This window comes from Antrihabitans cavernicola, assembly GCF_008297975.1.
GTDB lineage: Bacteria > Actinomycetota > Actinomycetes > Mycobacteriales > Mycobacteriaceae > Antrihabitans > Antrihabitans cavernicola.
On record NZ_VLNY01000003.1, the window covers coordinates 418,104 to 440,834 of the forward strand.

Genomic DNA, 22,731 nt, shown 5'->3' on the forward strand with positions numbered 1-22,731 from the left:
TGCCCTTCAATGGTCGGACCTCACGGACAGCCTCTTCATGGACAGCCTTTTCATGGACGCCGCCATTGGCGGCCGGTGCGTTCCATCATCGCGTCGGCGGACGCCGGACCCCAACCGCCGGACTCGTACGATTCCGGCGCTCCCGACTTGGCCCAGTGGTCGAGCACGGGATCGAGTATCTCCCAGGACAATTCGACTTCCTCGTTGACCGGGAACAGCGACGGTTCACCGAGCAGCACATCCAGTATCAGGCGTTCGTAGGCTTCTGGGGACGACTCGGTGAACGCCGAGCCGTAGCTGAAGTCCATGTTCACGTCGCGGACCTCCATGCTCGAGCCCGGCACCTTGGAACCGAACCGCATGGTGACACCCTCGTCCGGCTGCACGCGAACGACGAAGGCGTTCTGGCCGAGTTCTTCGGTCATCGTGGAATCGAATGGCAGATGTGGAGCTCGCTTCAGCACGACAGCGATTTCGGTGACCCTACGGCCCAACCGTTTACCGGTTCGCAGGTAGAACGGCACGCCCGCCCAGCGCCGGGTGTCGACCGCAAGCGTGATCGCCGCGAACGTCTCGGTCTTGGAGTCCTTCGAGAAGCCTTCCTCGTCCAGCAGCCCGACGACCTGTTCGCCGCCCTGCCACCCTGCGGCGTACTGACCGCGCGAGGTGGTCTCGTCCAAGGGCTCCACCAACTTGACGGCCGAGAGCACCTTCACTTTTTCCGCCTGCAGCTCTTTCGGATGGAAGTTGATCGGTTCTTCCATCGCGGTGAATGCGAGGAGTTGCAGCAGGTGGTTCTGGATCACATCGCGTGCGGCACCGATGCCATCGTAGTAGCCGCCGCGACCGCCGAGGCCGATATCCTCGGCCATCGTGATCTGCACATGATCGACGTAGTTGGCGTTCCAGATCGGCTCGAACAACTGGTTTGCAAAGCGCAGCGCCAAGATGTTCTGGACCGTCTCCTTGCCTAGGTAGTGGTCGATGCGGAACACCGACTTCTCCGGAAAGGTCTTGTTGACAAGCGAATTGAGTTCTTTCGCGCTCGCCAGGTCGTGTCCGAAGGGCTTCTCGATCACCACCCGACGCCACTGACCGTCCTCCGGCTCCGCCAGCCCCGCCTTCGAGAGCTGACCGAGTACCACCGGGAAGGAGTCGGGTGGAATTGCAAGGTAGAACGCGTGATTGCCGCCGGTTCCGCGTTCGCCGTCGAGCTTGTGCAAGGTGTCGGCCAAGGTGGCGAACGCCTTGTCGTCGTCGAACGTGCCTTGGACGAAGCGCACACCTTCGGCAAGCCGATCCCACACCTCTTGCCGAAACGGGGTGCGCGCATGGTCTTTCACCGCGTCGAGCACGATCTTCGCGAAGTCCTCGTGCTCCCAGTCGCGGCGTGCGAACCCCACGAGGGCGAACCCGGGCGGGAGCAGGCCGCGATTGGCGAGGTCGTACACCGCGGGCATCACCTTTTTGCGCGCGAGATCGCCGGTGACGCCGAAGATCACGAGGCTGCACGGGCCTGCGATGTGGGGGACCCGCTTGTCGCGTTCGTCGCGAAGCGGGTTCACCCAATCGGCGGTGCTGGTGGTGGTCGATTCGGCCACCGGGTCAGCCCTTCTGCTGTGCTGCCTGCAACTGCTCGGTCGTGGCATCGAGAAGTTCCTGCCACGATTTGGTGAACTTCTCGACTCCCTCTGTCTCGAGGGTCACGAAGACGCCCGGCAGATCGATGCCCGCCGCCGTCAGATCGTCGAACACCTTCTTCGACTCCGCAGTCCGACCGGTGACCGTGTCACCGGTGACGGTTCCGTGATCGGCGACAGCCTCGAGCGTCTTCTCCGGCATCGTGTTCACAGTGTTGGGCGCGACCAGCTCGGTGACGTAGAGCGTGTCCGAGTAGTCGGGGTTCTTGACACCCGTCGACGCCCACAGCGGCCGCTGCACGTTGGCACCCGCTGCTGCGAGATCGGGGAAGCGGCTGCCGGTCTCGAAAACCTCCTGGTAGGCGTCGTACGCCAAGCGAGCGTTCGCGACGCCGGCCTTGCCGCGAAGCGCGAGCGCCTCGTCGGTTCCGATCTTGTCCAGCTGCGCATCGATCTCGGTGTCCACGCGGGAGACGAAGAACGATGCCACCGAATAGATCTTCGACAGGTCGTGACCAGCGGCTTTGGCGGCCTCCAACCCGTCGAGGTAGGCGCCCATCACGGCCTGGTGGCGCTCGACCGAGAAGATCAGCGTCACGTTGACGCTGATGCCTTCGCCGATGGCCTTGGCAATAGCGGGAATGCCTGCCTGCGTTGCGGGAATCTTGATCAGCACGTTCGGCCGGTCGACGATCTTCCAGAGCTCGATGGCCTGGGCGATGGTCTTGTCGGTCTCGTTCGCGAGGAACGGATCGACCTCGATCGACACGCGGCCGTCGGCGCCGCCGCTCGCCTCGAACACCGGCGCGAAGATGTCGCACGCGTTGCGCACGTCGTCGGTGGTGACAGTGCGGATGGTCGCCTCGACATCGGCACCGCGAGCGGCGAGTTCGTTCACCTGCTCGTCGTAGGCTTCGCCTTTCGACAGGGCAGCCTGGAAGATCGACGGGTTGGTGGTGACGCCCACGATCGAGCGAGTGGCGATCAGGTCCGCAAGGTTGCCGGACTTGATTCGCTCACGGGACAGATCGTCGAGCCACACCGAGACGCCGGCCTCGGACAGCGCGGCCAGATTCGCATTCTGAGTCATGGGTTATCCCTTCACATTGGTGATGGAGCGTTGCGCGGCAGCAACGACTGCTTCGGGCGTGAAACCGAACTCGCGGAACAGTGTGTTGGCATCCGCCGACGCACCGTAATGCTCGAGCGACACGATCTCGCCATATCCGCCGACAAGGCGGTACCACGGCATCGCGATGCCCGCTTCCACGGACACGCGGGCCTTCACCGTCGGTGGCAGCACCTGATCGCGATAGTTCTGATCCTGGCTGTCGAACCACTCGACACACGGCATGGACACCACTCGGGTACCGATGCCCTGAGCTTCCAGTGCGGTCCGAGCTTCGACGGCCAGTTGTAGTTCCGAGCCGGTGCCGATGATGATGACATCGGGTGCGGGAGTGGAGGATTCGGCCAGGATGTAGCCACCCTTGGCCACGCCCTCGGCGTTGGTGCCCTCCAGGATCGGTACACCCTGGCGAGTCAATGCCAGACCCACCGGACCGCTGCTGCTCGACCGCGCGATGACCGTCTTCCATGCGAACGCCGTCTCGTTGGCATCGCCGGGCCGAACCACGCTGAGGTTCGGAATGGCGCGCAGCGCGGCGAGATGCTCCACCGGCTGGTGCGTCGGGCCGTCTTCGCCGAGTCCGATCGAATCGTGCGTCCAGACGTAGATGGGATCGATGTCCATCAGCGACGCGAGCCGTACTGCCGGACGCATGTAGTCGCTGAACTGCATGAAGGTTCCGCCGTACGCACGAGTCGGCCCGTGCAGCACGATGCCGCTGAGGATCGCGCCCATCGCATGCTCGCGAATTCCGAAGTGCAGGGTGCGGCCGTACGGCGTCGCGTTCCAATCCTTGGTCGCGATGGACGTCGGACCAAAGGAGTCGGCGCCCTTGATCGTGGTGTTGTTGCTGCCCGCGAGGTCGGCGGAGCCGCCCCAGAGCTCGGGAAGCACCGGGCCGAGCGCGCTCAGCACGTCACCGGACGCCGCGCGGGTCGCGATGCCCTTGCTGCCCGGTTCCCACGTCGGCAATACGTCGGCCCAACCGTCGGGCAGTTCGTCGGCGGTCAACCGGTCGAGCAGCTTCTTCCGCTCGCCGTCGCGTGCCGCCCACGCCTCGAAACCCTTGTCCCACTCCGCGTGTGCCGCGCGACCGCGGGCCTGCAGTTCGCGAGTGTGCGCGATGACGTCGTCGCTGACCTCGAAGGACTTCTCGGGATCGAACCCGAGCACCTTCTTGACGGCGGCAACCTCGTCGGCGCCCAGCGCCGAGCCGTGCACGTCACCCGAGTTCATCTTGGTGGGCGCAGGGAAGCCGATGATGGTGCGCAAGACGATGATCGACGGCTTGTCGGTCACCGCTTTGGCAGCGGCGATCGCCTCTTCGATCCCGACGACGTTCTCGCCGCCCTCGACAACCTGGACATGCCAGCCGTATGCCTCGTAGCGCTTGGCGGTGTCCTCGGACAACGCGATGGTGGTGTCGTGCTCGATCGAGATCTTGTTGTCGTCGTAGAAGAGGATCAGATTGCCGAGCTCCTGTGTGCCCGCCAACGACGACGCTTCCGATGTGATGCCCTCTTCGATGTCACCGTCGGATGCGATCACGTAGATGAAGTGATCGAACGGGCTGGTGCCTTCGGCGGCGTCCGGATCGAACAGGCCGCGCTCGCGCCGAGACGCCATCGCCATGCCTACCGCCGATGCGAGGCCCTGACCCAGCGGGCCGGTGGTGATCTCGACAGCCTTGGTATGACGGAACTCCGGGTGGCCGGGAGTCTTGGAATCCCACGTGCGCAGGGCCTCGATGTCGGCCAGTTCCAAGCCGAAGCCGCCGAGGTAGAGCTGCAGGTACAGCGTCAGGCTGGAGTGGCCGCAAGACAGCACGAAGCGGTCGCGGCCGAGCCAGGTCGGATCGTCGGGGTCGTGGCGCATCTGGCGCTGAAAGAGCGTGTAGGCCAACGGTGCAAGGCTCATCGCGGTGCCAGGGTGGCCGTTGCCGACTTTCTGCACCGCGTCTGCGGCGAGAACTCGGACTGTGTCGACGGCCCTGGTGTCCAGGTCAGTCCAATCCGAAGGATGGTGTGCCTCGGTGAGAACTTGGATGTCGTCTGTGATCGACACGAGCAGAAGTCTCCTGACCTTGAATGTGGCTGATTGCGGGATGTCCGGTGCTGGGAATTCTGGGTCCGGTTACCACCCTAGTTCCGTGTCGACCCTAATGTCGCTCCAATCACGGATCGGTGCGGGCTCGCGTGCGGCCCCCTGATGGGGGTTCACCGATATGGCGGTCGGACCGGCGTCTACCATCGTGCGTAGTAGCTGCACCGTGCCTCGAGCCGTCGGCTGCTTCGAAGGCCGAATTCGGCATGTGTGCGGGTGGTGCGAGGAGAGATTGTGCGGATAGGGCAACAGTCCGGTGGCCATGGCCTCGGCAGCCCCGTACCGAAATCCGGCGACGAAGTCGTCGAGACGTCGCGTAACCCGCTGATCGCCCGCCCGCTGGCATACCTTGCGTTGACCAAGCCGCGTGTAATCGAGCTCCTCCTCGTCGCGACGATTCCGGCCATGCTCCTTGCCCACCGTGGCAGCGTGGACATCGGCCTGATTCTGAGCACCCTTTTCGGTGGCTGGATGGGCGCTGCCAGCGCGAACACGCTGAACTGCGTTGCCGACGCCGATATCGACAAGGTGATGAAGCGCACCGCTCGCCGTCCGCTGGCCCGCGAAGCCGTTCCGCGTCTGAACGCTCTGATCTTCGGTGTCGTCCTCGGCTTGGGCTCGTTCGCCTGGCTCTGGTGGCGGGCGAACCTGCTCAGCGGCCTGCTGGTCGTTGCGACCATCCTCTTCTACGTCTTCGTCTACACCCTCGGTTTGAAGCGCCGCACCTCGCAGAACGTCGTCTGGGGCGGCGCGGCCGGGTGCATGCCGGTCCTCGTCGGTTGGTCCGCGGTGACCGGGAACATCGGATGGCAGGCGATCGTCATGTTCGCCGTCATCTTCTTCTGGACTCCGCCACACACCTGGGCGCTCGCCATGCGTTACAAGGAAGACTACAAAGCGGCCGGCGTGCCGATGCTGCCCGTCGTCGCCACCGAGCAGGTGGTCACCAAGCAGATCGTCATCTACACCTGGCTGACCGTGCTGGCCACGCTGGCGCTGGTCCCGGCCACCGGGGCGATCTACGGCGCCGTGGCGCTCGTCGCGGGCGCCTGGTTCCTCCTGATGGCGCACCAGCTGTATGCCGGTGTGCGGCGTGGCGAGTCGGTCAAACCGCTCAAACTGTTCCTGCAGTCGAACAACTATCTGGCTGTGGTGTTCTGCGGTCTGGCAGTGGATTCCGTGCTCGGCTGGTCGACCGTCGGACACCTTTTCTGACGTCTGTCGCGTTTGTTCAATAGCGAGTGATCGGCACGCAATAGCGTGATCTGCATGACCTTCCAAGCTCAGATCGCAGACAGCGCAACCGAAGCCGCCCGGATCGCTGCAGGCATCACGGATGCGCAGCTCGCAGGCACTTCGACGCCCTGTCCCGAGTTCGACACTCGCACCCTCGTCAATCACTGGGTCGCCTACGCCGGTACCGGCATGGAACTGCGAGCGCTCCGGCAGCCGTACCCCGACGATCTTGCCGACCGTGACTTCACTGCCGACCCGCAGTGGGCCACCGCGTTCGCCGCACAACTGGACAAGGCAGTCGCCGCGTGGAACGAGCCCGCGGCATGGGACGGCGAGATAGACATGGGCGGTCAGGCAATGGCGGCCGGCGACATCGCCAAGATGCTGTTCATGGAGCTGCTGCTACACGGCTGGGACGTTGCCGAAGCCACCGGCCAGACGTTTCGAGCCGATTCGGCATCGGGCGCGCTGTTACTCGACATCGTCACCGAACAGGCCGAGGTGTATCGCCAGTACGACGGGTTCGGCGAACCGACCGCAGTCCCGGCCGATGCGTCCGACTTCGAACGAGCGGTAGCGCTGTCGGGGCGCGATCTGAACTGATCGGCCACGTCCTGAGTTCGGGCGTCGCGTCTACTGTGTCGCCACCAGCGGTAACTTTCCCGAACGGAAGATGCAGGCGGTGAGTAGTGCGCCACCGAGGAAAACTGCGGCACCAGCCCAGAAAACTGTGTGGTAGCTCGACAGGGCGGCGAGGGTCTGTGCTTGCACCGCATTGCGATTCGGGTTGTCGGCGAGATAGTGGTCGACCGCGCTGACGCTGACCGACGTGAATACCGCCAGGCCTATCGAGCCGCCGACCTGCTGCATCGTGTTCACCAACGCTGAGGCAACTCCCGAGTCGGCACTGTCGACATCGAACGTTGCGACGTTCTGTGCCGATCCGAAAACGAGGCCTGTACCGAATCCCGACAAGAGGATGGACGGCAATACGCCGGCCGAGTAGGTCGAGTCCAGACCGATACGCGTCAAGAGGACCAGCGCTGCTGCCGCAAAGATGCATCCGACGGGGATGACGGGTCGCGGTCCGAACCGGGGCAGAAGGACCGATCCCGATATGCCTGCGCCGACGATCAACGCGAATGCGAAGGGGAGGAACGCAACCCCGGCATGTAGTGCGGACCAACCCAAGGTCTGCTGAAGGTAGTACGAGAGGTAGAGAAAGACCGCGAACGCCCCGACGCCGACGATTGCAATCGCCAGGTACGCCGCCCCGCGGGTGCGGTCCAGGATGATCGACAACGGCAGAAGTGGATGTGTCGTAGTCCTCTCTCGCTGGACGAATCCGGCGATCAGAATTGCGCCGACGATCAGAGGAAGCATCGTTCGTAGATCGCTCCAGCCGTGCGTGGCTGAGTTCGTGAACCCGAACACGATGCCGAAAAGTCCTGCAGCGATCGCGAAGGCACCCGGCATGTCGAGTGTGCGCACGTTGTCGTCCGACTCATCGTCGCGAACTACGACAACGGCGCCAAGCGCGGCGACGCAGGCGATCGCGATGTTGACATAGAGACACCAGCGCCAGGACAGGGCGTCGACGAGCAGGCCGCCGGCGGTGAGACCTATTGCGCCGCCCATACCGGACACGGCTCCGAAAACGGCGAACGCACGGCCGCGTTCGGACGCATTCTGGGAGAACGTGACCGATACGAGGGACAGCGCAGCCGGGGCAAGTGCCGCTGCGAATACTCCTTGTGCAATGCGCGCACCCAAAAGCACCTCGAACGTTCCCGAAGCGCCGCCGACTGCAGAGGAGGCGGCGAAGCCGATGAGGCCGATGAGAAACAGGCGCTTGCGGCCGAATCGATCACTGAGGCGGCCTCCGAAAAGCAACAGACTCCCGTACGCCAGCGCGTACCCGGTGACCAGCCATTCGCGACTGTCGGAGCTGAAACCCAGGTCTTGCTGTGCGCTCGGAAGTGCGATGTTGATGATCGTGCCGTCGAGGACATCCATCAGTTGGGCGAGGCTGAGGACTGCCAGTGCCAACCACCGCTGGTAGCCCGGCGATCGCATGTTGACGGTGTCGGTTGCCCGAGCTGTGTCGGGGCCGCGCAATTCGGCGTTCATCGCATCGATCCGTTCCGACTCGATCCGCGTCGGATCGAGCCGCTCGTTTTACACTCAGTGTAATTATTCACCACGGTAGGCGAAGAAGGCACAATGCGCACCATGACATCCGATTCGGAGGGATACACCGATCGCGAGAGCGTGGCGACGCAGGCGTCCACCCTGCGTGAGCGGAAGCGGCGTGCCCTCAGGCGCCGTTTGTCCGATACCGCAACCGCCATGTTCCTCGAGCGAGGGTTCGACAACGTAAGGGTCTCGGATGTCGCCACGGCGTGCGATGTATCGACCAAGACCGTCTGGAATCACTTCGCCACCAAGGAATCGCTTCTTTTCGACCGAGGCGAAGCGTTGGCCGAGACGTTGCGCCTAGCGGCGCAGCAACGTGGCGACGTGATCGCGTCGGTCGTCGCCCAAATTCACGTCGAGGTGGAGCAACTCGACCGCACCGAACTCGCACGTTTTGCCTACGATGGCGATTCCCTGCGGATGGTCCACGCCTTCACCGAGTTGGTGCAGTCACACCCGGCGCTACGCGCAGCCACGGCCGAGCGGGTCGAGGCGCTCACCAGCCTGGGCGCGAAAGCTGTAGCTGCGCAATGGAACAGCAACGAGGACGCACCGCAAGCTCGGATTGCGGGGTCCGCCCTGATCACGCTGTGGCAGGTTCACCTCACGGCGCTGCTGCGGCTGAGCGACACCGACGCCCCACGCGACGAAGTCCGAAGTTCCGTGCTGCAAGACGTGAACGCGGCTGAAACAGTGGTTCGTCGCGTGATCGGCGTACTCGAACCGCGGTGAAGGATTTTGCGACTATGGGAGCAGCACGATCGAGCCGGTGGTCTTGCGGCCTTCCAGATCGGTGTGGGCCCGGGCGGCGTCGGCAAGAGGGTATTCGCCACCGATCCGGATCTTCAACGTGCCGTTCGCAATTGCGGCAAGGACGTCACCCGAGCGCCATAGCAACTCCTCGCGGTCGCGGGTGTAGTGCGCGAGTGTGGGTCGGGTCAGGAACAGCGAACCCGCTGGATTGAGGCGCTGCGGATCGAACGGGGGCACCTTGCCGCTCGCGGCGCCGAACAACGCAAGGGTGCCGCGAATTCGCAGTGAGACAAGACTGGCGTCGAAGGTGTCCTTGCCGACGCCGTCGTATACGGCGGCAACGCCGACCCCGTCGGTCAGCTCACGCACCCGATCGGCCAGATCGTCGCCGTAGCGCAGCACCTCCGCGGCGCCCGCGGCGCGGGACAGCTCTTCCTTCTCGTCGGTCGAGACCGTGGTGATCACGCGAACCCCCGCAGCTGCCGCCAGCTGCGTCAGGATGAGGCCGACACCGCCGGCTCCGGCGTGCATCAGAACCGTGTCGCCGGACTGCGCGGGGAACACCGACTTCAGCAGGTAGTGCGCCGTCATCCCTTGCAGCAGAACGGAAGCCGCCTCCGACGGGTTGACTCCGTCCGGAACAGGGACGGCATTGTCGACATCGACGGCCACCTTCTCGGCATAGCTGCCCGGCGCGGCTGCCCACGCGACGCGATCGCCGACTGCTACGTCGGTCACGTCGGTGCCGATCGCCTCGACCACCCCGGTGCCCTCCGAGCCGGGGACGTACGGCATCGCTTGCGCGTAGGCGCCGCTGCGGATGTAAGTGTCGATGAAATTGATGCCGATCGCCTCCGTCCGCACCAGCAATTGCCGTGCGCCGATCGTCGGGTCGGGGAGTTCGGCGGGCGTGAGGACCTCGGGTCCACCGGTCTGCGATACCTGGATTGCGCGCATGGACTCCGTTCTACACGGGCCTGCTGTTACCGGCCGGTACGGGCCAGTATTGTCAGGGCATGACCACAGATGCGCAGTCGACGGACGATGTGAAAGCACCCGCGGTGAAGTTGCCGAGCGGTGTCGTTAAGTCGTTGACCAAGTTTCTGTCCGACCACGGCGAGTCGGCGAGCGCCGTTCTCCAGCCTGTCGGACGGATGGGCGTTCGGATAACCCTCGTCGGTGCCGACGGCGTCCTCGGCGACGAAATGGTCAAGGATCTCGACACGGCGCGTGCCGTCGTCGACCATTTCTCCGCGATCACCGTGTCGGAGTGGACGCGCGAGCTGACGTCGGTCGTGACGCCGCGCGCAGGTCACGTCAAGAAGATGGCAGGCTGGGTTGCCCAGCAGACGCGGGGCTTTCCGAAGCCGCGAAATCAGTCGTAGCCCGCACTCGCGCTGACGCCCACAACGCAGCTGTCGCTGCAACGCACAGTGTCGCGCCACCGACGTGCATCGCGACCAGAGCCGCGGGCACATCGGTGAAGTACTGCACGATCCCGATGAGAGCCTGACCGAGAACGAGTGCCAGCAGCACCTGTAACCGCAGCTTGACGGCCTTCGACGCGTCGACCGCGTACAGCCCGAAACCGAGTCCGACCAGCAGCGCCAGGTACCCGATCAGCAGTTCGGCATGGACGTGGACCAGCGTCACTATCTCGATCTGCAGCCGAGGCACCACGCGGTCCAGGCTCTTGTCACCCGCATGCGGACCGGCACCGGTGACCAGGGTCCCCGCAATCAGCACACCGGTCAGCGCGACGCCCGCCAGCCCGATCAGCCACCGCAGCGATTCCGGAATCGCAGGACTCGTTGTCGCGTCGTCGGGTTCGGTGACCTTGACGTAGAGCAGCGTCGCAAGCCACACCATCGCCATCGACGCCAGCAGATGGACGGCGACCGTCCACCACAGCAGTCCGGTCCGCACAGTGATTCCACCGAGAATTGCCTGGACCACGGTGCCTGCGGGCATCAGCCAGGCGAACACGATCACGTCACGCCTGCGATGCGCGCGGGTCACCGCCAGCACGATCAGCGCCGCGACGATCACGACGATCGAGGTGAGCATGCGGTTGCCGAATTCGACCAGCTGGTGAATCACCGGGACTTCGGATACGCCGACCGGTGTGAAGCTGCCGGGGAAGCATTGCGGCCAGGTGGGGCAGCCGAGACCGGATGCGGTCACGCGGACGATGGCGCCGGTCACGGAGATGCCGGCCTGCGTGGCGATCACCAGAAACGCGATCAGCTTCTGCACCCGCAGCGACGGAAGGGGCAATCGATCCACCAGGTTGACGAAGCCGCGATACAGCACGCCCCGATGGTAGTTGCCGAACAACTACACGGTGTCGTTGACCCTCATCGCCGTGCTGCGACGGCGACGATTCCGGTCACCGTGCCCTGTAGATACTCGCCTCGCGCCGTGATCTGCGCCGACATCTGGATCGGATCGTCGACGACCGTGCCGGGCAGGTCGTGGCGGGAGCGAACCTCGCCGGTCGACGGATCGAGTGTGACGAAGGAGAAGCCGTCTGCCGGACTCGTGACGGTCGCGCCGTTGCGCACCGCTGTGTAGAGCAGCCCGTCGCCGATCGAGAGGTGTGGGACGGCCGCACTGCGCACGCGGTTCTGCCAGACCGTGTGACAACCGGATTCGTCGACGTCGACGCGCGTCATCCCGCCGATGAAGGGCGCTGTCGGTGGCACGGCAGGACCCGCACCGTCCGGGACGGTGGGATAGGGATAGCCGTACGTGTCGGCGACGAACACCGACCTGCCGATACCGATGGGGGAGTTCTCGCTTCCCGCACCCGGGCTCAACACCGGTTGGCTGCAGACCAATTCACCGGTGGCAGCGCGGTAGACCAGCAGCCGCTCCTGCGCGTCGGCGTTGTCGACGATGGTCAGGTACTCGGCGCCTGTCGACGGCCCGAAATACGTGGGAGTGGAACCGGTGCCCCAACTCAGCTGGCCGGGTTTGCGTGCGGTGCCGCGATCGTAGGTGCGACGCCAATCGATGTGCGGTGTGCCGTCCGAACCCATGTTCAGCTGATACAGCGCGTGCGTGGTCGCCACCGCGGTTCCTGTCGGAGCTGTGGAGATGCTGTTCGCGACTTGCTCGCCGGCGGGAAGATCGACGGTTCCGACGCGACCGTCGATCGTGACTGCGCCCACGCGGCTTGCCGCCGTCGCGAACCAGACAGTTCCATGGGTATCGGGTGCCAGGCCGGTGACGTTGTCACCTGCGGGAATTGCGCGCGACAGGTCGGTGGTGGCGTCGATCGACAGCAGCCACGTCCCGTCATGTCCGCGATGATGACCCACCCGCACCAGTCGGCGGTTCCCATCGACGACCACCAGCCTGTCGAGATTGTCCAGGTAGGCGTACACGCCACCGAGCAAGCTGCCCTTGGCCAACGGCAACGCCGCCAGCGGGCCGCGCTGGGTGTCGAGTAGAAACACGGTCGGAATCTGACCGATCACCGTGGTGCATAGCGCAACCACCATGCCGTCGGAGCCCTGCAGGATCGTCGGGCAGGCCGCACCGAGTGGGAGCGGGCGGACCGAAACCGGACCGCTGCCGGGCCCGGCGAACGGCGTTGCGTCCGACGAGGCCGGATCGCCATGGCTCGTCGATGTGCCGGTGGGAGCCGCGAACGGATTCTGCGGGACCAGTGGCCCCCATGTCGGGGCTGCCGACGCGTTCCCACCTACAAGGGCAACCATAGCGACTGCTGCGATCGCGCCGCATACCCGCCTCACGTGAACTTGAACGTCCTCGCAGCCAACCAGCCGCAGACCGCCGCCCAGGCGGCAAGCACGGCTACGCCGACCCAATCGATCGACTCTTTCAGTGCCTGCTGCAGCGTTTCCGCGAGTGCACCCGACGGAATCAGACGCGCGATGAACCGAAGGGCCGACGGTAGGTCGTCGGAGGCGAAGATCACGCTCCCGATGCCCAGCATGATGAACCACAAGATGTTCGCCAGGGCAAGCACGATCTCTGCTTTCAGAGTCCCGCCGAGCAGCAGGCCCATCGCCGCAAAGGTCACCGTGCCCAACGCGATGACGACGGCGCCCAACGCCAGGCCTGCGATGCTGGGTCGCCAGCCGAGCGCAAAACCTATGGCGCCCAACAGGACTGCCTGCAGTACGACAACGATGAGGACCGCGGAGCTCTTGCCCGCGATGATGCCCCACCGGGGAAGAGCGGTGGCGCCGAGCCGTTTCAGTGCTCCGTAGCGTCGGTCGAACCCGACAGCGATCGCCTGACCTGTGAATGCCGTCGACATCACGGCGACCATCATCACGGCAGGCACCACGGTGTCCACCCGGTGATCGCCGAGGTTGCCGAGAGGCAGCAGGCAGAGCCCGATCAGCAGCGTGATCGGAATGAACATCGTCAACAGCAACTGTTCGCCGTTGCGCAGCAACAGAATCAGCTCGAGCCGTGTCTGTGCGACCAACATCGTGTGTGCGGCGTTGGGCGTGGGATCCGGCGTGAACGTGCCCGAATCGAAACGACTTGTGGTCATCCGCGGAGCTCCCGTCCGGTCAGGTCGAGGAAGACGTCTTCGAGACGACGCTGATCGACGCGTAGGTCGGTGGCCAGCACGCCGATACGCGCACACCAGGCGGTCACCGTCGCGAGCACCTGCGGGTCGATATCGCCCTCCACCAGGTAGGAGCCCGGTGTGGTTTCGCGGGGCGAAAAGCCTTCCGGCAGTGCGGTTTGCAACAACGACAAGTCCAGATTCGGCGGGGCGGAGAAATGCAGCTGACCTTCGGCGCCCCGCGTCGTCAGCTCCGACGGCGTTCCCGACGCCACGATCTTGCCGTGGTCGATGATCACCAGTTCGTCGGCCAGTTGCTCGGCCTCGTCCATCAGGTGCGTGGTCAGCAGCACGCTGACGCCGTCGCGTCGCAAGGACTCGATCAGGTCCCACACCATCAGCCGCGCCTGCGCGTCCAAGCCCGCCGTCGGTTCGTCGAGGAAGACCAGTTCGGGTCTGCCGACCAGTGCGCACGCCAACGACAGGCGTTGTTGCTGGCCGCCCGACAATCGGCGGTACGGCGTCTTGGTGGCGTCCTGCAGTCCCAGGGTCCGCAACAACCAGTCGGGGTCGAGGGGATTGGCGGAATACGACGCGACGAGTTGCAGCATCTCACCGGCACGCGATCCCGGATACGCGCCGCCGCCCTGCAGCATCACACCGATTCGGGAGCGCACCTCGGCCGAGTCGGCGATGGGGTCGAGGCCCAGCACCTGGACCGAACCCGTGTCGGGGCGGACGAATCCTTCGCACATTTCGACGGTCGTGGTCTTGCCCGCACCGTTGGGGCCGAGCAGCGCAAGTACTTTCGCCCGCTCCAGCACCAGTTCGAGACCGTCGACAGCAGTGATCGAACCGAATGCTTTGGTCACGCCGTCGAGCCGCACAGCGGGCTGCGTCGCGCCGGACGCACCAGAGGTCACGAGGATTCAGCGTAAGCGTCGGTGGTCTCCGTCTTCGACTTTGCCCCTGTGTCTCCGCTCACGGCGCCACGCCACGGAAGGATGTTGCGCGTCGCGAGAATGATGATGGTGCAGACGATGATCGTGGCGATCGATGCCTGGACGATCACGAACGGCTTGTACTCGGCACCGTTCGGCATCAGGATCACGCAGACGATCGACGAGAACGCGATAGTCGGAATTCGGAACGCCGCTCGCGTCGCCCATGCGGCGAGTGGAATCACCGCCCAGAGCAGATACCAGGGCTGCACGACGGGAAACAGCAACACCAGCGCGCCGAGCGATACGCCGAGCGCACCCACCGGATGGAGTCGACCGGTGAAGGCTGCGATCAGCATTCTGACGATGATGAACGCGGCGACCACGGCGGCGATCGGTCGCGTCAGGCTCAAGACGGCAGTCGTGTGATCGCCAAGACCCAGCAGCACGCCACCGAAGCCGGTCATGATGCCGATCGACGTGGGTAGAGACATCCAGCTGCGCACGGCGTTCGCGGTGCCGAGGGTCGCCGGGCTGAGCCAGCCGAGGCCGAGTCCGCTCGCGAAGCTGACAGCCACGATCACCACCGCGGTGATCGAGCCCAGATACAGCGCCGACTTGATCAGCGATTTCACGCTCGGACCCCACCGTCGGGCCAGTGCCATCCAGATGAAGGCCAACGCGAGGATCGAGGTGATCTTGATGGTGGTGGAAAGCGCCATCAGCGTGGTGCCTGCCAGCAGATACGCCGCACTGCGCCCGGTGATCGGTTCGCTTTTCTCGATGGCGCGCAACGCGAACTCGATGCCCGCCAGCATCAGTCCCAACATCAGTGCTTCGTTGTGAACGCCGGAGACGAGATGGAAGATCAGCAGCGGATTGGCGGCGCCGAGCCACAGCGCGCTCACGCTCGCGACGCCGCATCGCTTCGCCAAACGGGGGAGCGCCCACACGATGAGGGCGACGCCCGCGAGCGCGCACAAGCGGTGCAGGAAGATACCGAAAACGATGTTGTCGCCGGTGATCGCCGAGATGCCACGGCCGATCCATAGGAACAGCGGTCCGTACGGCGCCGGGGTATCGCGCCAGATGGTGGGCACCGTTCGAGTGAGCACGTTGTCGAGACCGAGCGCCTGACCTGGTCCGATGCTGTACGGATCGAGCCCGCGGGCGGTGATCTCGCTCTGCGCGAGATAGGAGTAGACGTCGCGGCTGAACATCGGCGGCGCGATGGTCAGCGGAAGAATCCAGAGCAACAGAGTGCGGTCGAGTTGCGATCGAGTCATCCGCCGCGGTGGCAATCCGTTTGCCGATCGTCCGACTGCGAACCTGCCCAGCAGCAGCCAGGCAAGCACCACGAGGACGGTGCCGGTCATGGCCATCGTCAGCGCCGTGGTGGGAATCCGGGCAGGCAGACCCAGGATTCGCACGCCCTGGATCGGGTTCTGCAATACCGGCTGCGCGCCCGCGCCGAGCGCGCCGATCGCCATCAAGACCGATCCGGTGGCGCCGAGGCGTCGGATGTGGCGCAGCTGTCGCGTCTCCCGCGCGTCGAGGCCGGGAGCGTCCGGCTCGTCGCCGTGCCATCGCGCCACGGTCTGATCGGAAGCGGAAACATCGAGGCCGAGTATCCGGCGACCGACTGCGACCGGACCTCGCGAGATCAACCGGCGAACGGCGGGTCTTTCGCCAGTCTCCGCCGTCGCTTTCACACCTGGCAGCCTAGCGGTGGGCACGCCCCGTCCAGGCGGCGGTTGTTACCCAGGGCACCCTTGGTGGAATACCACACTTAATTCCGTCACACTGGTGTTGTGAAAACGGTTCAGCGGACGAGTGTCGATGGCGAAAGCGCAGGTCGCAGTGATGCGACTTCGTCGCCTGTCGATGCGACGACCACTGTTACCGTCTCGCACGACGGTCACACCCGCGCCGCAATCGTGAAATTGCTGCTCGAGCAGGGTCCGATCACTGCCACCGCGGTCGGCTCCAAGCTCGGGTTGAGCGCTGCAGGCGTGCGCCGACACCTCGATGCGTTGATCGACGCAGGAGAGGCGCGCGCGGCAACCTCGGCCAGCTGGCAGCAGAAAGGTCGGGGACGCCCCGCCAAGCAGTACCAGCTGACGCCTGTCGGTAGGGGTCGTTTGGGGCACGCCTACGACGATCTTGCCGGTGCGGCCATGCGACAGCTCCGCGAGCTCGGCGGCGAAGCGGCCATCCATGAATTCGCCCGTCGGCGCGTGCAGGCGATCGTCGGCGAGGTCACTCCGGCAGCGAGCGACGACGCGTCGTCGTTGAGCGCCAAGGCGGACGAGATCGCCGATGCGTTCACCAGCGCGGGATTCGCGGCGACCACTCGCCAGGTGGGCAGCGGAGTGCAGATCTGCCAGCACCATTGCCCGGTGTCGCACGTCGCCGAAGAGTTTCCCGAACTCTGCGAGGCGGAGTCCGCCGCCTTCGGCAATCTGCTCGGCACCCACGTACAGCGGCTCGCAACCATCGCCAACGGCGACTGCGCCTGCACCACCCACGTTCCGCTCGTTGCTCCGAACAGCCCGGCTCGGAACAGCTCGGCCCCCACAAGCGTTTAGCCAAGCGTCGATGCCCAGCCCGCATCGGCGAAGAACAAGACTCCGGAAGGAGCTCGCATGACAGTCACAGACCAGGTGACCCCGTCGGAAAGCTTGACCCAGGAAGAGACCATCGCGTCGCTGGGTAAGTACGGGTACGGCTGGGCCGACTCCGACGTGGCAGGTGCCTCTGCCAAGCGCGGCGTCAATCCCGCCGTGGTTGCCGACATCTCGGCCAAGAAGAGCGAGCCGGAGTGGATGCTCGAGGCTCGCCTCAAGGCGCTGCGCATCTTCGATCGCAAGCCCATGCCCAACTGGGGTTCCAATCTCGACGGCATCGACTTCGACAACATCAAGTACTTCGTGCGGTCCAGCGAGAAGCAAGCCGCCACCTGGGACGACCTGCCCGAGGACATCAAGAACACCTACGACAAGCTGGGCATCCCCGAAGCCGAGAAACAGCGGCTGGTCTCCGGTGTCGCAGCCCAGTACGAGTCCGAGGTGGTCTACCACTCCATCCGCGAGGATCTGGAGAAGCAGGGCGTGCTGTTCCTGGACACGGACACAGCGCTCAAGGAGCAGCCCGAGCTGTTCCAGCAGTATTTCGGCACCGTCATCCCGGCCGGTGACAACAAGTTCTCCGCGCTGAACACCGCCGTCTGGTCCGGTGGTTCGTTCATCTATGTCCCGCCGGGCGTGCACGTCGACATCCCGCTGCAGGCGTACTTCCGCATCAACACCGAGAACATGGGTCAGTTCGAGCGGACCCTGATCATCGTCGACGAGGGCGCGTACGTGCACTACGTCGAGGGCTGCACGGCGCCGATCTACAAGTCGGATTCGCTGCACTCCGCCGTCGTGGAGATCATCGTGAAGAAGGGTGGCCGCTGCCGGTACACCACGATTCAGAACTGGTCGAACAACGTCTACAACCTGGTCACCAAGCGCGCCAAGGCAGAAGAGGGCGCGACCATGGAGTGGATCGACGGCAACATCGGGTCCAAGGTCACCATGAAGTACCCGGCCGTGTGGATGACCGGCGAACATGCACACGGCGAGGTGCTGTCGGTGGCGTTCGCAGGCGAGGGCCAGCACCAGGACACCGGTGCCAAGATGCTGCACCTGGCACCGCACACCACCTCGACCATTGTCAGCAAGTCGGTGGCTCGTGGCGGCGGCCGCGCGTCCTACCGCGGCCTCGTCCAGGTCAACAAGGGTGCACACGGCTCTCGCAGCACCGTGAAATGCGATGCGCTGCTGGTCGATCAGATCAGTCGGTCGGATACGTACCCGTACGTCGACATCCGCGAGGACGACGTGACTATGGGCCACGAGGCCACCGTGTCGAAGGTCAGCGACGATCAGCTGTTCTACCTGATGAGCCGCGGTCTCAACGAAGACGAGGCGATGGCCATGGTGGTTCGCGGCTTCGTCGAGCCGATCGCCAAGGAACTCCCGATGGAATACGCGCTCGAGCTGAACCGGCTCATCGAACTGCAAATGGAAGGGGCTGTGGGTTGAGCACCCCAACCACCGGAGTCATCGGCGCCGTCGAGGGTGAGAACACCACGATCAAGCCCGTTCAAAATCCCGCTGTTCAAAATCCCGGCGCCGGCGCGGCGACGAACAAGGGCGAGGTGTTCACGTCTTACGACGTGAATCAGTTCGAGGTGCCGTCAGGTCGCGACGAGGCGTGGCGGTTCACCCCGATGCGTCGCCTTCGCGGATTGCAGGACGGCACCGCTGTTGCGAATGCCGCTGTGACCGTGGACGTCAGCACCACCGACGCCGTTCGGGTCGAGACCGTGGGTCGCGACGACGAGCGCCTCGGCGTCGCAGGTGCCCCCGCGGATCGTGTTGCCGCCCAGGCATATTCCAGCTTCGAGTCCGCAACCGTCGTCACCGTCGGTAAGGAGACCGAGGTCGCCGAACCGGTGAACATCGTGGTCACCGGGCCCGGCGAGGGCAACGTCGCGTTCGGACACACCCAGATCAGGCTCGACGCGTTCGCGAAGGCGACCGTCGTGATCGATCAGCGTGGCAGCGGAACCTACGCGGAGAACGTCGAGTTCGTCCTCGGCGACAGCGCCAGGTTGACCGTTGTGGCAGTGCAGGATTGGGACGACGATGCGTTGCACGTCACTGCTCACCATGCGCTGGTCGGGCGCGATGCCGTGCTGCGGCACACCAACGTCACTCTTGGTGGCGACCTGGTGCGACTTACCGCAACCGTGCGTTATGCGGGTCCCGGCGGCGATGCCGAATTGCTCGGCCTCTACTTCGCCGACGCCGGGCAGCATTTCGAGCAGCGACTGCTGGTGGATCACGCACAGCCGCACTGCAAGTCGAACGTCGAGTACAAGGGTGCGCTGCAGGGCGACCCGAACTCGGGTAAGCCCGACGCGCACACGGTCTGGATCGGCGACGTGCTGATCCGTGCCGAAGCCGAAGGCACCGAGACGTTCGAACTCAATCGCAACCTGGTCCTCACCGACGGCGCGCGTGCCGACTCCGTGCCGAACCTCGAGATCGAGACCGGGGAGATCGTCGGTGCCGGACACGCCAGTGCCACAGGGCGTTTCGACGACGAGCAGCTGTTCTACCTACGTGCCCGTGGCATCCCGGAGATCGAGGCGCGACGACTGGTGGTGCGTGGTTTCTTCCACGAGATCATCAACAAGATCGGTGTCGAGGACCTGCGCGAACGGCTCGAAGCCGCCATCGAAATCGAACTTGCCGCTGTCGGCGTCTAGCCGCTCATAGCTGAAGAAGGGCAACCAATGACGAAGCTCGAAATCAAGGATCTCCACGTCAGCGTCGCGAACCCGGACGTCAACGCCGATCCGATCCAGATCCTCAAGGGTGTCGACCTCACGATCGAGTCGGGTCAGACCCACGCGATCATGGGCCCCAACGGTTCCGGCAAGTCCACGCTGTCCTACGCGATCGCCGGTCATCCCAAGTACCAGGTCATCTCCGGTTCGATCACTCTCGACGGTGAAAACGTGCTCGAGATGAGCGTCGACGAGCGCGCCCGCGCGGGCTTGTTCCTCGCCATGCAGTACCCGGTCGAGGTGTCCGGTGTCTCGATGTCGAACTTCCTCCGCACCGCTGCCACCGCTGTTCGTGGCGAAGCACCCAAGCTGCGGCACTGGGTCAAAGAGGTCAAGACCTCGATGAACGAGCTCGAGATCAGCCCCGAATTCGCGGAGCGGAGCGTCAACGAGGGCTTCTCGGGCGGCGAGAAGAAGCGCCACGAGATCCTGCAGCTCGGCCTGCTCAAGCCGAAGATCGCCATCCTCGACGAGACCGATTCCGGCCTCGACGTCGACGCGCTGCGCGTCGTCAGCGAGGGCGTCAACCGCTACAAGGAACGCGAGAACGGTGGTCTGTTGCTGATCACCCACTACACCCGCATCCTGCGCTACATCGAGCCCGATTTCGTGCACGTTTTCATCAACGGTCGCATCGAAGAGTCCGGCGGCAAGGAGCTCGCGGAAGAGCTCGACGCCAACGGCTACGACCGCTTCACGGCTTCGAAGTCGCCGGCCGGAGCCTGACCCGATGACGACCGTCGAAACGCTTGACGTCGCGAAGTTGAGGTTGGACTTTCCCATCCTCAGCCGCACCGTGCGTGACGGCAAGCCGCTCGTCTACCTGGACTCGGGCGCGACGTCGCAGCGCCCGGTGCAAGTGCTCGACGCCGAACGCGATTTCCTCACCCACCACAATGCCGCCGTGCATCGTGGCGCGCATCAGCTCGCCGAGGAAGCGACCGATGCCTACGAGGGTGCGCGTGCCGATGTCGCGCGGTTCGTGGGTGTCGAGGACGGCGAGATCGCCTTCAACAAGAACGCGACCGAAGCGCTGAACATCGTCACCTACGCGTTCGCCGACACCCGCTTCGATCGCCATCTGAAGCCGGGTGACGAGATCGTGATCACCGAGCTCGAGCATCACGCCAATCTGGTTCCGTGGCAGGAGCTTGCGCTGCGGACCGGTGCGACGCTGCGCTGGTACGGCGTCACCGACGACGGTCGCATCGACCTGGATTCGCTGGAGCTGACCGACGCCGTCAAGGTCGTCGCGTTCACCCATCAGTCCAACGTGACGGGTGCTGTGGCTCCCGTTGCCGACTTGGTTCGACGTGCGCGGGCCGTTGGTGCGCTGGTCGTGCTCGACGCGTGCCAGTCGGTACCGCACATGCCGGTGAACTTCCGCGACCTCGACGTCGATTTCGCCGCCTTCTCCGGCCACAAGATGCTCGGCCCGTCCGGCGTCGGAGTGCTCTACGGCAAGCGTGAGCTGCTGAATGCCTTGCCGCCCTTCATTACCGGTGGCTCCATGATCGAGACCGTGACGATGGAGAAAACCACGTTTGCTCCACCGCCGCAGCGGTTCGAAGCCGGCGTGCCGATGACATCGCAGGTGGTCGGACTCGGTGCCGCCGTGCGCTATCTGGAGGCAATCGGCATGGATGTCGTTGCCGCACATGAGCATGCGCTCGTCTCGGCTGCGCTCGAAGGCTTGGGTGCCATCGAGGGTGTTCGCATCATCGGTCCCACCGAGAATGTCGAGCGTGGGGGAGCAGTGGCGTTTGTCGTCGACGGCATTCACGCCCACGATCTCGGACAGATCCTCGACGACGAAGGCGTAGCTATCCGCGTCGGCCACCACTGTGCCTGGCCGCTGCATCGTCGCTTCGGCGTCGCAGCCACCGCCCGTGCGTCGTTCGCGATCTACAACACCGTCGACGAAGTCGACGCGCTGGTTGCCGCGGTGCGGAAGGCTCAGCAGTTCTTCGGGGTGACGCCTTGAGAATGGAACAGATGTACCAGGAAGTGATCCTCGATCACTACAAGCACCCGCATGCGCGGGGCCTGCGCGAGCCGTTCGGCGCCGAGGTGCACCACGTCAACCCGACGTGCGGTGACGAGGTGACGCTGCGGGTGGACATTCAGGACGGCAAGATCGCCGATGTGTCCTACGACGGGCAGGGCTGCTCGATCAGCCAGGCATCGACGTCGGTGCTCACGGATCAGGTCATCGGGTTGCCGCTGGACGAGGCCATGAAAGTGGTGGATGCGTTCAACGAAATGATCGGCAGCCGGGGTAGCGTCGAGGGCGATGAAGACGTGATCGGCGACGGCGTTGCCTTCGCAGGTGTGTCGAAGTACCCGGCCAGAGTCAAGTGCGCTCTTCTGGGCTGGATGGCCTTCAAGGACGCGGTAGTTCGTATCGACGAGAGGCAAGCATCATGACGGAGACGCAGCCGGAAGCGGTGTCCGCCGAGAAAGAAAAGTTGCTCGAGGATCTGGAAGAGGCGATGCGCGATGTCGTCGATCCCGAACTCGGCATCAACGTGGTCGACCTCGGCCTGGTCTACGGCATCGACGTCGACGAGGAAGACGTTGCCCTGCTGGACATGACACTCACATCTGCGGCCTGCCCGCTGACCGACGTCATCGAAGATCAGTCCCGAAATGCACTGGTGCGCAGCGGCTTGTGCGCCGATTTGAAGATCAACTGGGTCTGGATGCCGCCGTGGGGCCCGGACAAGATCACCGACGACGGTCGCGAGCAGTTGCGGGCCTTGGGCTTCACAGTCTGACTC

21 protein-coding genes are annotated in these 22,731 nt (G+C 64.6%); 11 read left to right on the forward strand and 10 right to left on the reverse strand.

Annotation, left to right across the window (positions count from 1 at the left end):
* Nucleotides 1–50: 50 nt before the first annotated feature.
* From zwf to tkt, 3 genes are read right to left on the reverse strand one after another with little or no spacing between them, the layout of a single operon-like run.
* Nucleotides 51–1,601: a glucose-6-phosphate dehydrogenase gene (gene zwf, locus FOY51_RS09200; RefSeq protein WP_235916208.1), complete on the reverse strand. Its 1,551-nt coding sequence runs from the start codon at nucleotides 1,599–1,601 to the stop codon at nucleotides 51–53.
* 4 nt (nucleotides 1,602–1,605) lie between these two features.
* Nucleotides 1,606–2,730 (reverse strand): transaldolase, encoded by a 1,125-nt coding sequence (gene tal, locus FOY51_RS09205; protein ID WP_149429905.1) that lies wholly within the window; start codon nucleotides 2,728–2,730, stop codon nucleotides 1,606–1,608.
* Between the two features lie 3 nt (nucleotides 2,731–2,733).
* Nucleotides 2,734–4,833 (reverse strand): transketolase, encoded by a 2,100-nt coding sequence (gene tkt / locus FOY51_RS09210; RefSeq protein ID WP_149429906.1) that lies wholly within the window; start codon nucleotides 4,831–4,833, stop codon nucleotides 2,734–2,736.
* Between the two features lie 273 nt (nucleotides 4,834–5,106).
* On the opposite strand from tkt, the gene FOY51_RS09215 reads away from it, so the two are divergent.
* Together FOY51_RS09215 and FOY51_RS09220 are read left to right on the forward strand one after the other, a co-directional pair.
* Nucleotides 5,107–6,087 carry a heme o synthase gene (locus tag FOY51_RS09215; protein WP_149429907.1) on the forward strand — a complete coding sequence of 327 codons (981 nt, stop codon included), beginning with the start codon at nucleotides 5,107–5,109 and terminating at the stop codon, nucleotides 6,085–6,087.
* A gap of 54 nt (nucleotides 6,088–6,141) precedes the next feature.
* Nucleotides 6,142–6,711 (forward strand): TIGR03086 family metal-binding protein, encoded by a 570-nt coding sequence (locus FOY51_RS09220; protein WP_149429908.1) that lies wholly within the window; start codon nucleotides 6,142–6,144, stop codon nucleotides 6,709–6,711.
* Between the two features lie 30 nt (nucleotides 6,712–6,741).
* Here FOY51_RS09220 and FOY51_RS09225 read toward each other — a convergent pair whose 3' ends face one another.
* A complete protein-coding gene (locus tag FOY51_RS09225) occupies nucleotides 6,742–8,238 on the reverse strand; it encodes an MFS transporter (RefSeq protein WP_187776250.1) in 1,497 nt (498 codons plus the stop codon).
* Nucleotides 8,239–8,340: 102 nt separating this feature from the next.
* Here FOY51_RS09225 and FOY51_RS09230 point away from each other — a divergent pair, with 102 nt between their 5' ends.
* Nucleotides 8,341–9,036: a TetR/AcrR family transcriptional regulator gene (locus FOY51_RS09230; protein ID WP_149429909.1), complete on the forward strand. Its 696-nt coding sequence runs from the start codon at nucleotides 8,341–8,343 to the stop codon at nucleotides 9,034–9,036.
* Nucleotides 9,037–9,048: 12 nt separating this feature from the next.
* On the opposite strand, the gene FOY51_RS09235 is transcribed toward FOY51_RS09230, so the two are convergent.
* On the reverse strand, nucleotides 9,049–10,014 hold the full coding sequence (locus FOY51_RS09235) for a quinone oxidoreductase family protein (RefSeq protein ID WP_149429910.1): 966 nt from the start codon (nucleotides 10,012–10,014) through the stop codon (nucleotides 9,049–9,051).
* 59 nt (nucleotides 10,015–10,073) lie between these two features.
* Here FOY51_RS09235 and FOY51_RS09240 point away from each other — a divergent pair, with 59 nt between their 5' ends.
* A complete protein-coding gene (locus FOY51_RS09240; RefSeq protein ID WP_149429911.1) occupies nucleotides 10,074–10,442 on the forward strand; it encodes a hypothetical protein in 369 nt (122 codons plus the stop codon).
* On the opposite strand, the gene FOY51_RS09245 is transcribed toward FOY51_RS09240, so the two are convergent.
* The 5 genes from FOY51_RS09245 to mptB are packed head-to-tail and all read right to left on the reverse strand — an operon-like array spanning nucleotide 10,375 to nucleotide 16,217.
* Nucleotides 10,375–11,370 carry a COX15/CtaA family protein gene (locus tag FOY51_RS09245; protein WP_149429912.1) on the reverse strand — a complete coding sequence of 332 codons (996 nt, stop codon included), beginning with the start codon at nucleotides 11,368–11,370 and terminating at the stop codon, nucleotides 10,375–10,377. The two genes, FOY51_RS09240 and FOY51_RS09245, sit on opposite strands and share 68 nt — an antisense overlap.
* 44 nt (nucleotides 11,371–11,414) lie before the next feature.
* Nucleotides 11,415–12,782, reverse strand: coding sequence for a hypothetical protein (locus tag FOY51_RS09250; protein WP_149429913.1), 1,368 nt, complete (start codon nucleotides 12,780–12,782; stop codon nucleotides 11,415–11,417).
* Nucleotides 12,783–12,814: 32 nt separating this feature from the next.
* The gene (locus FOY51_RS09255; RefSeq protein ID WP_149429914.1) at nucleotides 12,815–13,591 is read right to left on the reverse strand and encodes an ABC transporter permease; all 777 of its coding nucleotides are present in this window, start codon (nucleotides 13,589–13,591) and stop codon (nucleotides 12,815–12,817) included.
* Entirely contained in the window at nucleotides 13,588–14,532 is a 945-nt protein-coding gene (locus FOY51_RS09260) for an ABC transporter ATP-binding protein (RefSeq protein ID WP_149429915.1), read from the reverse strand. The genes FOY51_RS09255 and FOY51_RS09260 overlap by 4 nt, the downstream gene beginning before the upstream one ends.
* On the reverse strand, nucleotides 14,529–16,217 hold the full coding sequence (mptB, locus tag FOY51_RS09265; RefSeq protein ID WP_371830430.1) for a polyprenol phosphomannose-dependent alpha 1,6 mannosyltransferase MptB: 1,689 nt from the start codon (nucleotides 16,215–16,217) through the stop codon (nucleotides 14,529–14,531). The genes FOY51_RS09260 and mptB overlap by 4 nt, the downstream gene beginning before the upstream one ends.
* Before the next feature lie 267 nt (nucleotides 16,218–16,484).
* On the opposite strand from mptB, the gene FOY51_RS09270 reads away from it, so the two are divergent.
* The 7 genes from FOY51_RS09270 to FOY51_RS09300 are packed head-to-tail and all read left to right on the forward strand — an operon-like array spanning nucleotide 16,485 to nucleotide 22,728.
* Complete coding sequence (locus FOY51_RS09270) at nucleotides 16,485–17,138, forward strand: helix-turn-helix transcriptional regulator (RefSeq protein ID WP_235916231.1); 654 nt, start codon at nucleotides 16,485–16,487, stop codon at nucleotides 17,136–17,138.
* Nucleotides 17,139–17,195: 57 nt separating this feature from the next.
* A complete protein-coding gene (gene sufB, locus FOY51_RS09275; protein ID WP_149429917.1) occupies nucleotides 17,196–18,638 on the forward strand; it encodes a Fe-S cluster assembly protein SufB in 1,443 nt (480 codons plus the stop codon).
* On the forward strand, nucleotides 18,635–19,870 hold the full coding sequence (gene sufD / locus FOY51_RS09280) for a Fe-S cluster assembly protein SufD (RefSeq protein WP_149429918.1): 1,236 nt from the start codon (nucleotides 18,635–18,637) through the stop codon (nucleotides 19,868–19,870). The genes sufB and sufD overlap by 4 nt, the downstream gene beginning before the upstream one ends.
* 27 nt (nucleotides 19,871–19,897) lie before the next feature.
* A complete protein-coding gene (sufC, locus tag FOY51_RS09285) occupies nucleotides 19,898–20,677 on the forward strand; it encodes a Fe-S cluster assembly ATPase SufC (protein WP_149429919.1) in 780 nt (259 codons plus the stop codon).
* A gap of 4 nt (nucleotides 20,678–20,681) precedes the next feature.
* Nucleotides 20,682–21,935 carry a cysteine desulfurase gene (locus FOY51_RS09290; RefSeq protein WP_149429920.1) on the forward strand — a complete coding sequence of 418 codons (1,254 nt, stop codon included), beginning with the start codon at nucleotides 20,682–20,684 and terminating at the stop codon, nucleotides 21,933–21,935.
* Nucleotides 21,932–22,378: a Fe-S cluster assembly sulfur transfer protein SufU gene (gene sufU, locus FOY51_RS09295; protein WP_149429921.1), complete on the forward strand. Its 447-nt coding sequence runs from the start codon at nucleotides 21,932–21,934 to the stop codon at nucleotides 22,376–22,378. Before FOY51_RS09290 ends, sufU begins: the two co-directional genes overlap by 4 nt.
* Nucleotides 22,375–22,728 (forward strand): metal-sulfur cluster assembly factor, encoded by a 354-nt coding sequence (locus FOY51_RS09300; RefSeq protein WP_149429922.1) that lies wholly within the window; start codon nucleotides 22,375–22,377, stop codon nucleotides 22,726–22,728. The genes sufU and FOY51_RS09300 overlap by 4 nt, the downstream gene beginning before the upstream one ends.
* The last annotated feature ends 3 nt before the right edge of the window (nucleotides 22,729–22,731 follow it).

Coding starts and splice junctions, on each gene's coding strand:
- tal (WP_149429905.1), bottom strand. CDS start 2,730: ATGACTCAGAATGCGAATCTGGCCGCGCTGTCCGAGGCCGGCGTCTCG.
- sufC (WP_149429919.1), top strand. CDS start 19,898: ATGACGAAGCTCGAAATCAAGGATCTCCACGTCAGCGTCGCGAACCCG.
- sufB (WP_149429917.1), top strand. CDS start 17,196: ATGACAGTCACAGACCAGGTGACCCCGTCGGAAAGCTTGACCCAGGAA.
- FOY51_RS09240 (WP_149429911.1), top strand. CDS start 10,074: ATGACCACAGATGCGCAGTCGACGGACGATGTGAAAGCACCCGCGGTG.
- FOY51_RS09235 (WP_149429910.1), bottom strand. CDS start 10,014: ATGCGCGCAATCCAGGTATCGCAGACCGGTGGACCCGAGGTCCTCACG.
- FOY51_RS09250 (WP_149429913.1), bottom strand. CDS start 12,782: ATGGTTGCCCTTGTAGGTGGGAACGCGTCGGCAGCCCCGACATGGGGG.
- FOY51_RS09290 (WP_149429920.1), top strand. CDS start 20,682: ATGACGACCGTCGAAACGCTTGACGTCGCGAAGTTGAGGTTGGACTTT.
- FOY51_RS09225 (WP_187776250.1), bottom strand. CDS start 8,238: ATGAACGCCGAATTGCGCGGCCCCGACACAGCTCGGGCAACCGACACC.
- FOY51_RS09230 (WP_149429909.1), top strand. CDS start 8,341: ATGACATCCGATTCGGAGGGATACACCGATCGCGAGAGCGTGGCGACG.
- FOY51_RS09255 (WP_149429914.1), bottom strand. CDS start 13,591: ATGACCACAAGTCGTTTCGATTCGGGCACGTTCACGCCGGATCCCACG.
- FOY51_RS09220 (WP_149429908.1), top strand. CDS start 6,142: ATGACCTTCCAAGCTCAGATCGCAGACAGCGCAACCGAAGCCGCCCGG.
- FOY51_RS09300 (WP_149429922.1), top strand. CDS start 22,375: ATGACGGAGACGCAGCCGGAAGCGGTGTCCGCCGAGAAAGAAAAGTTG.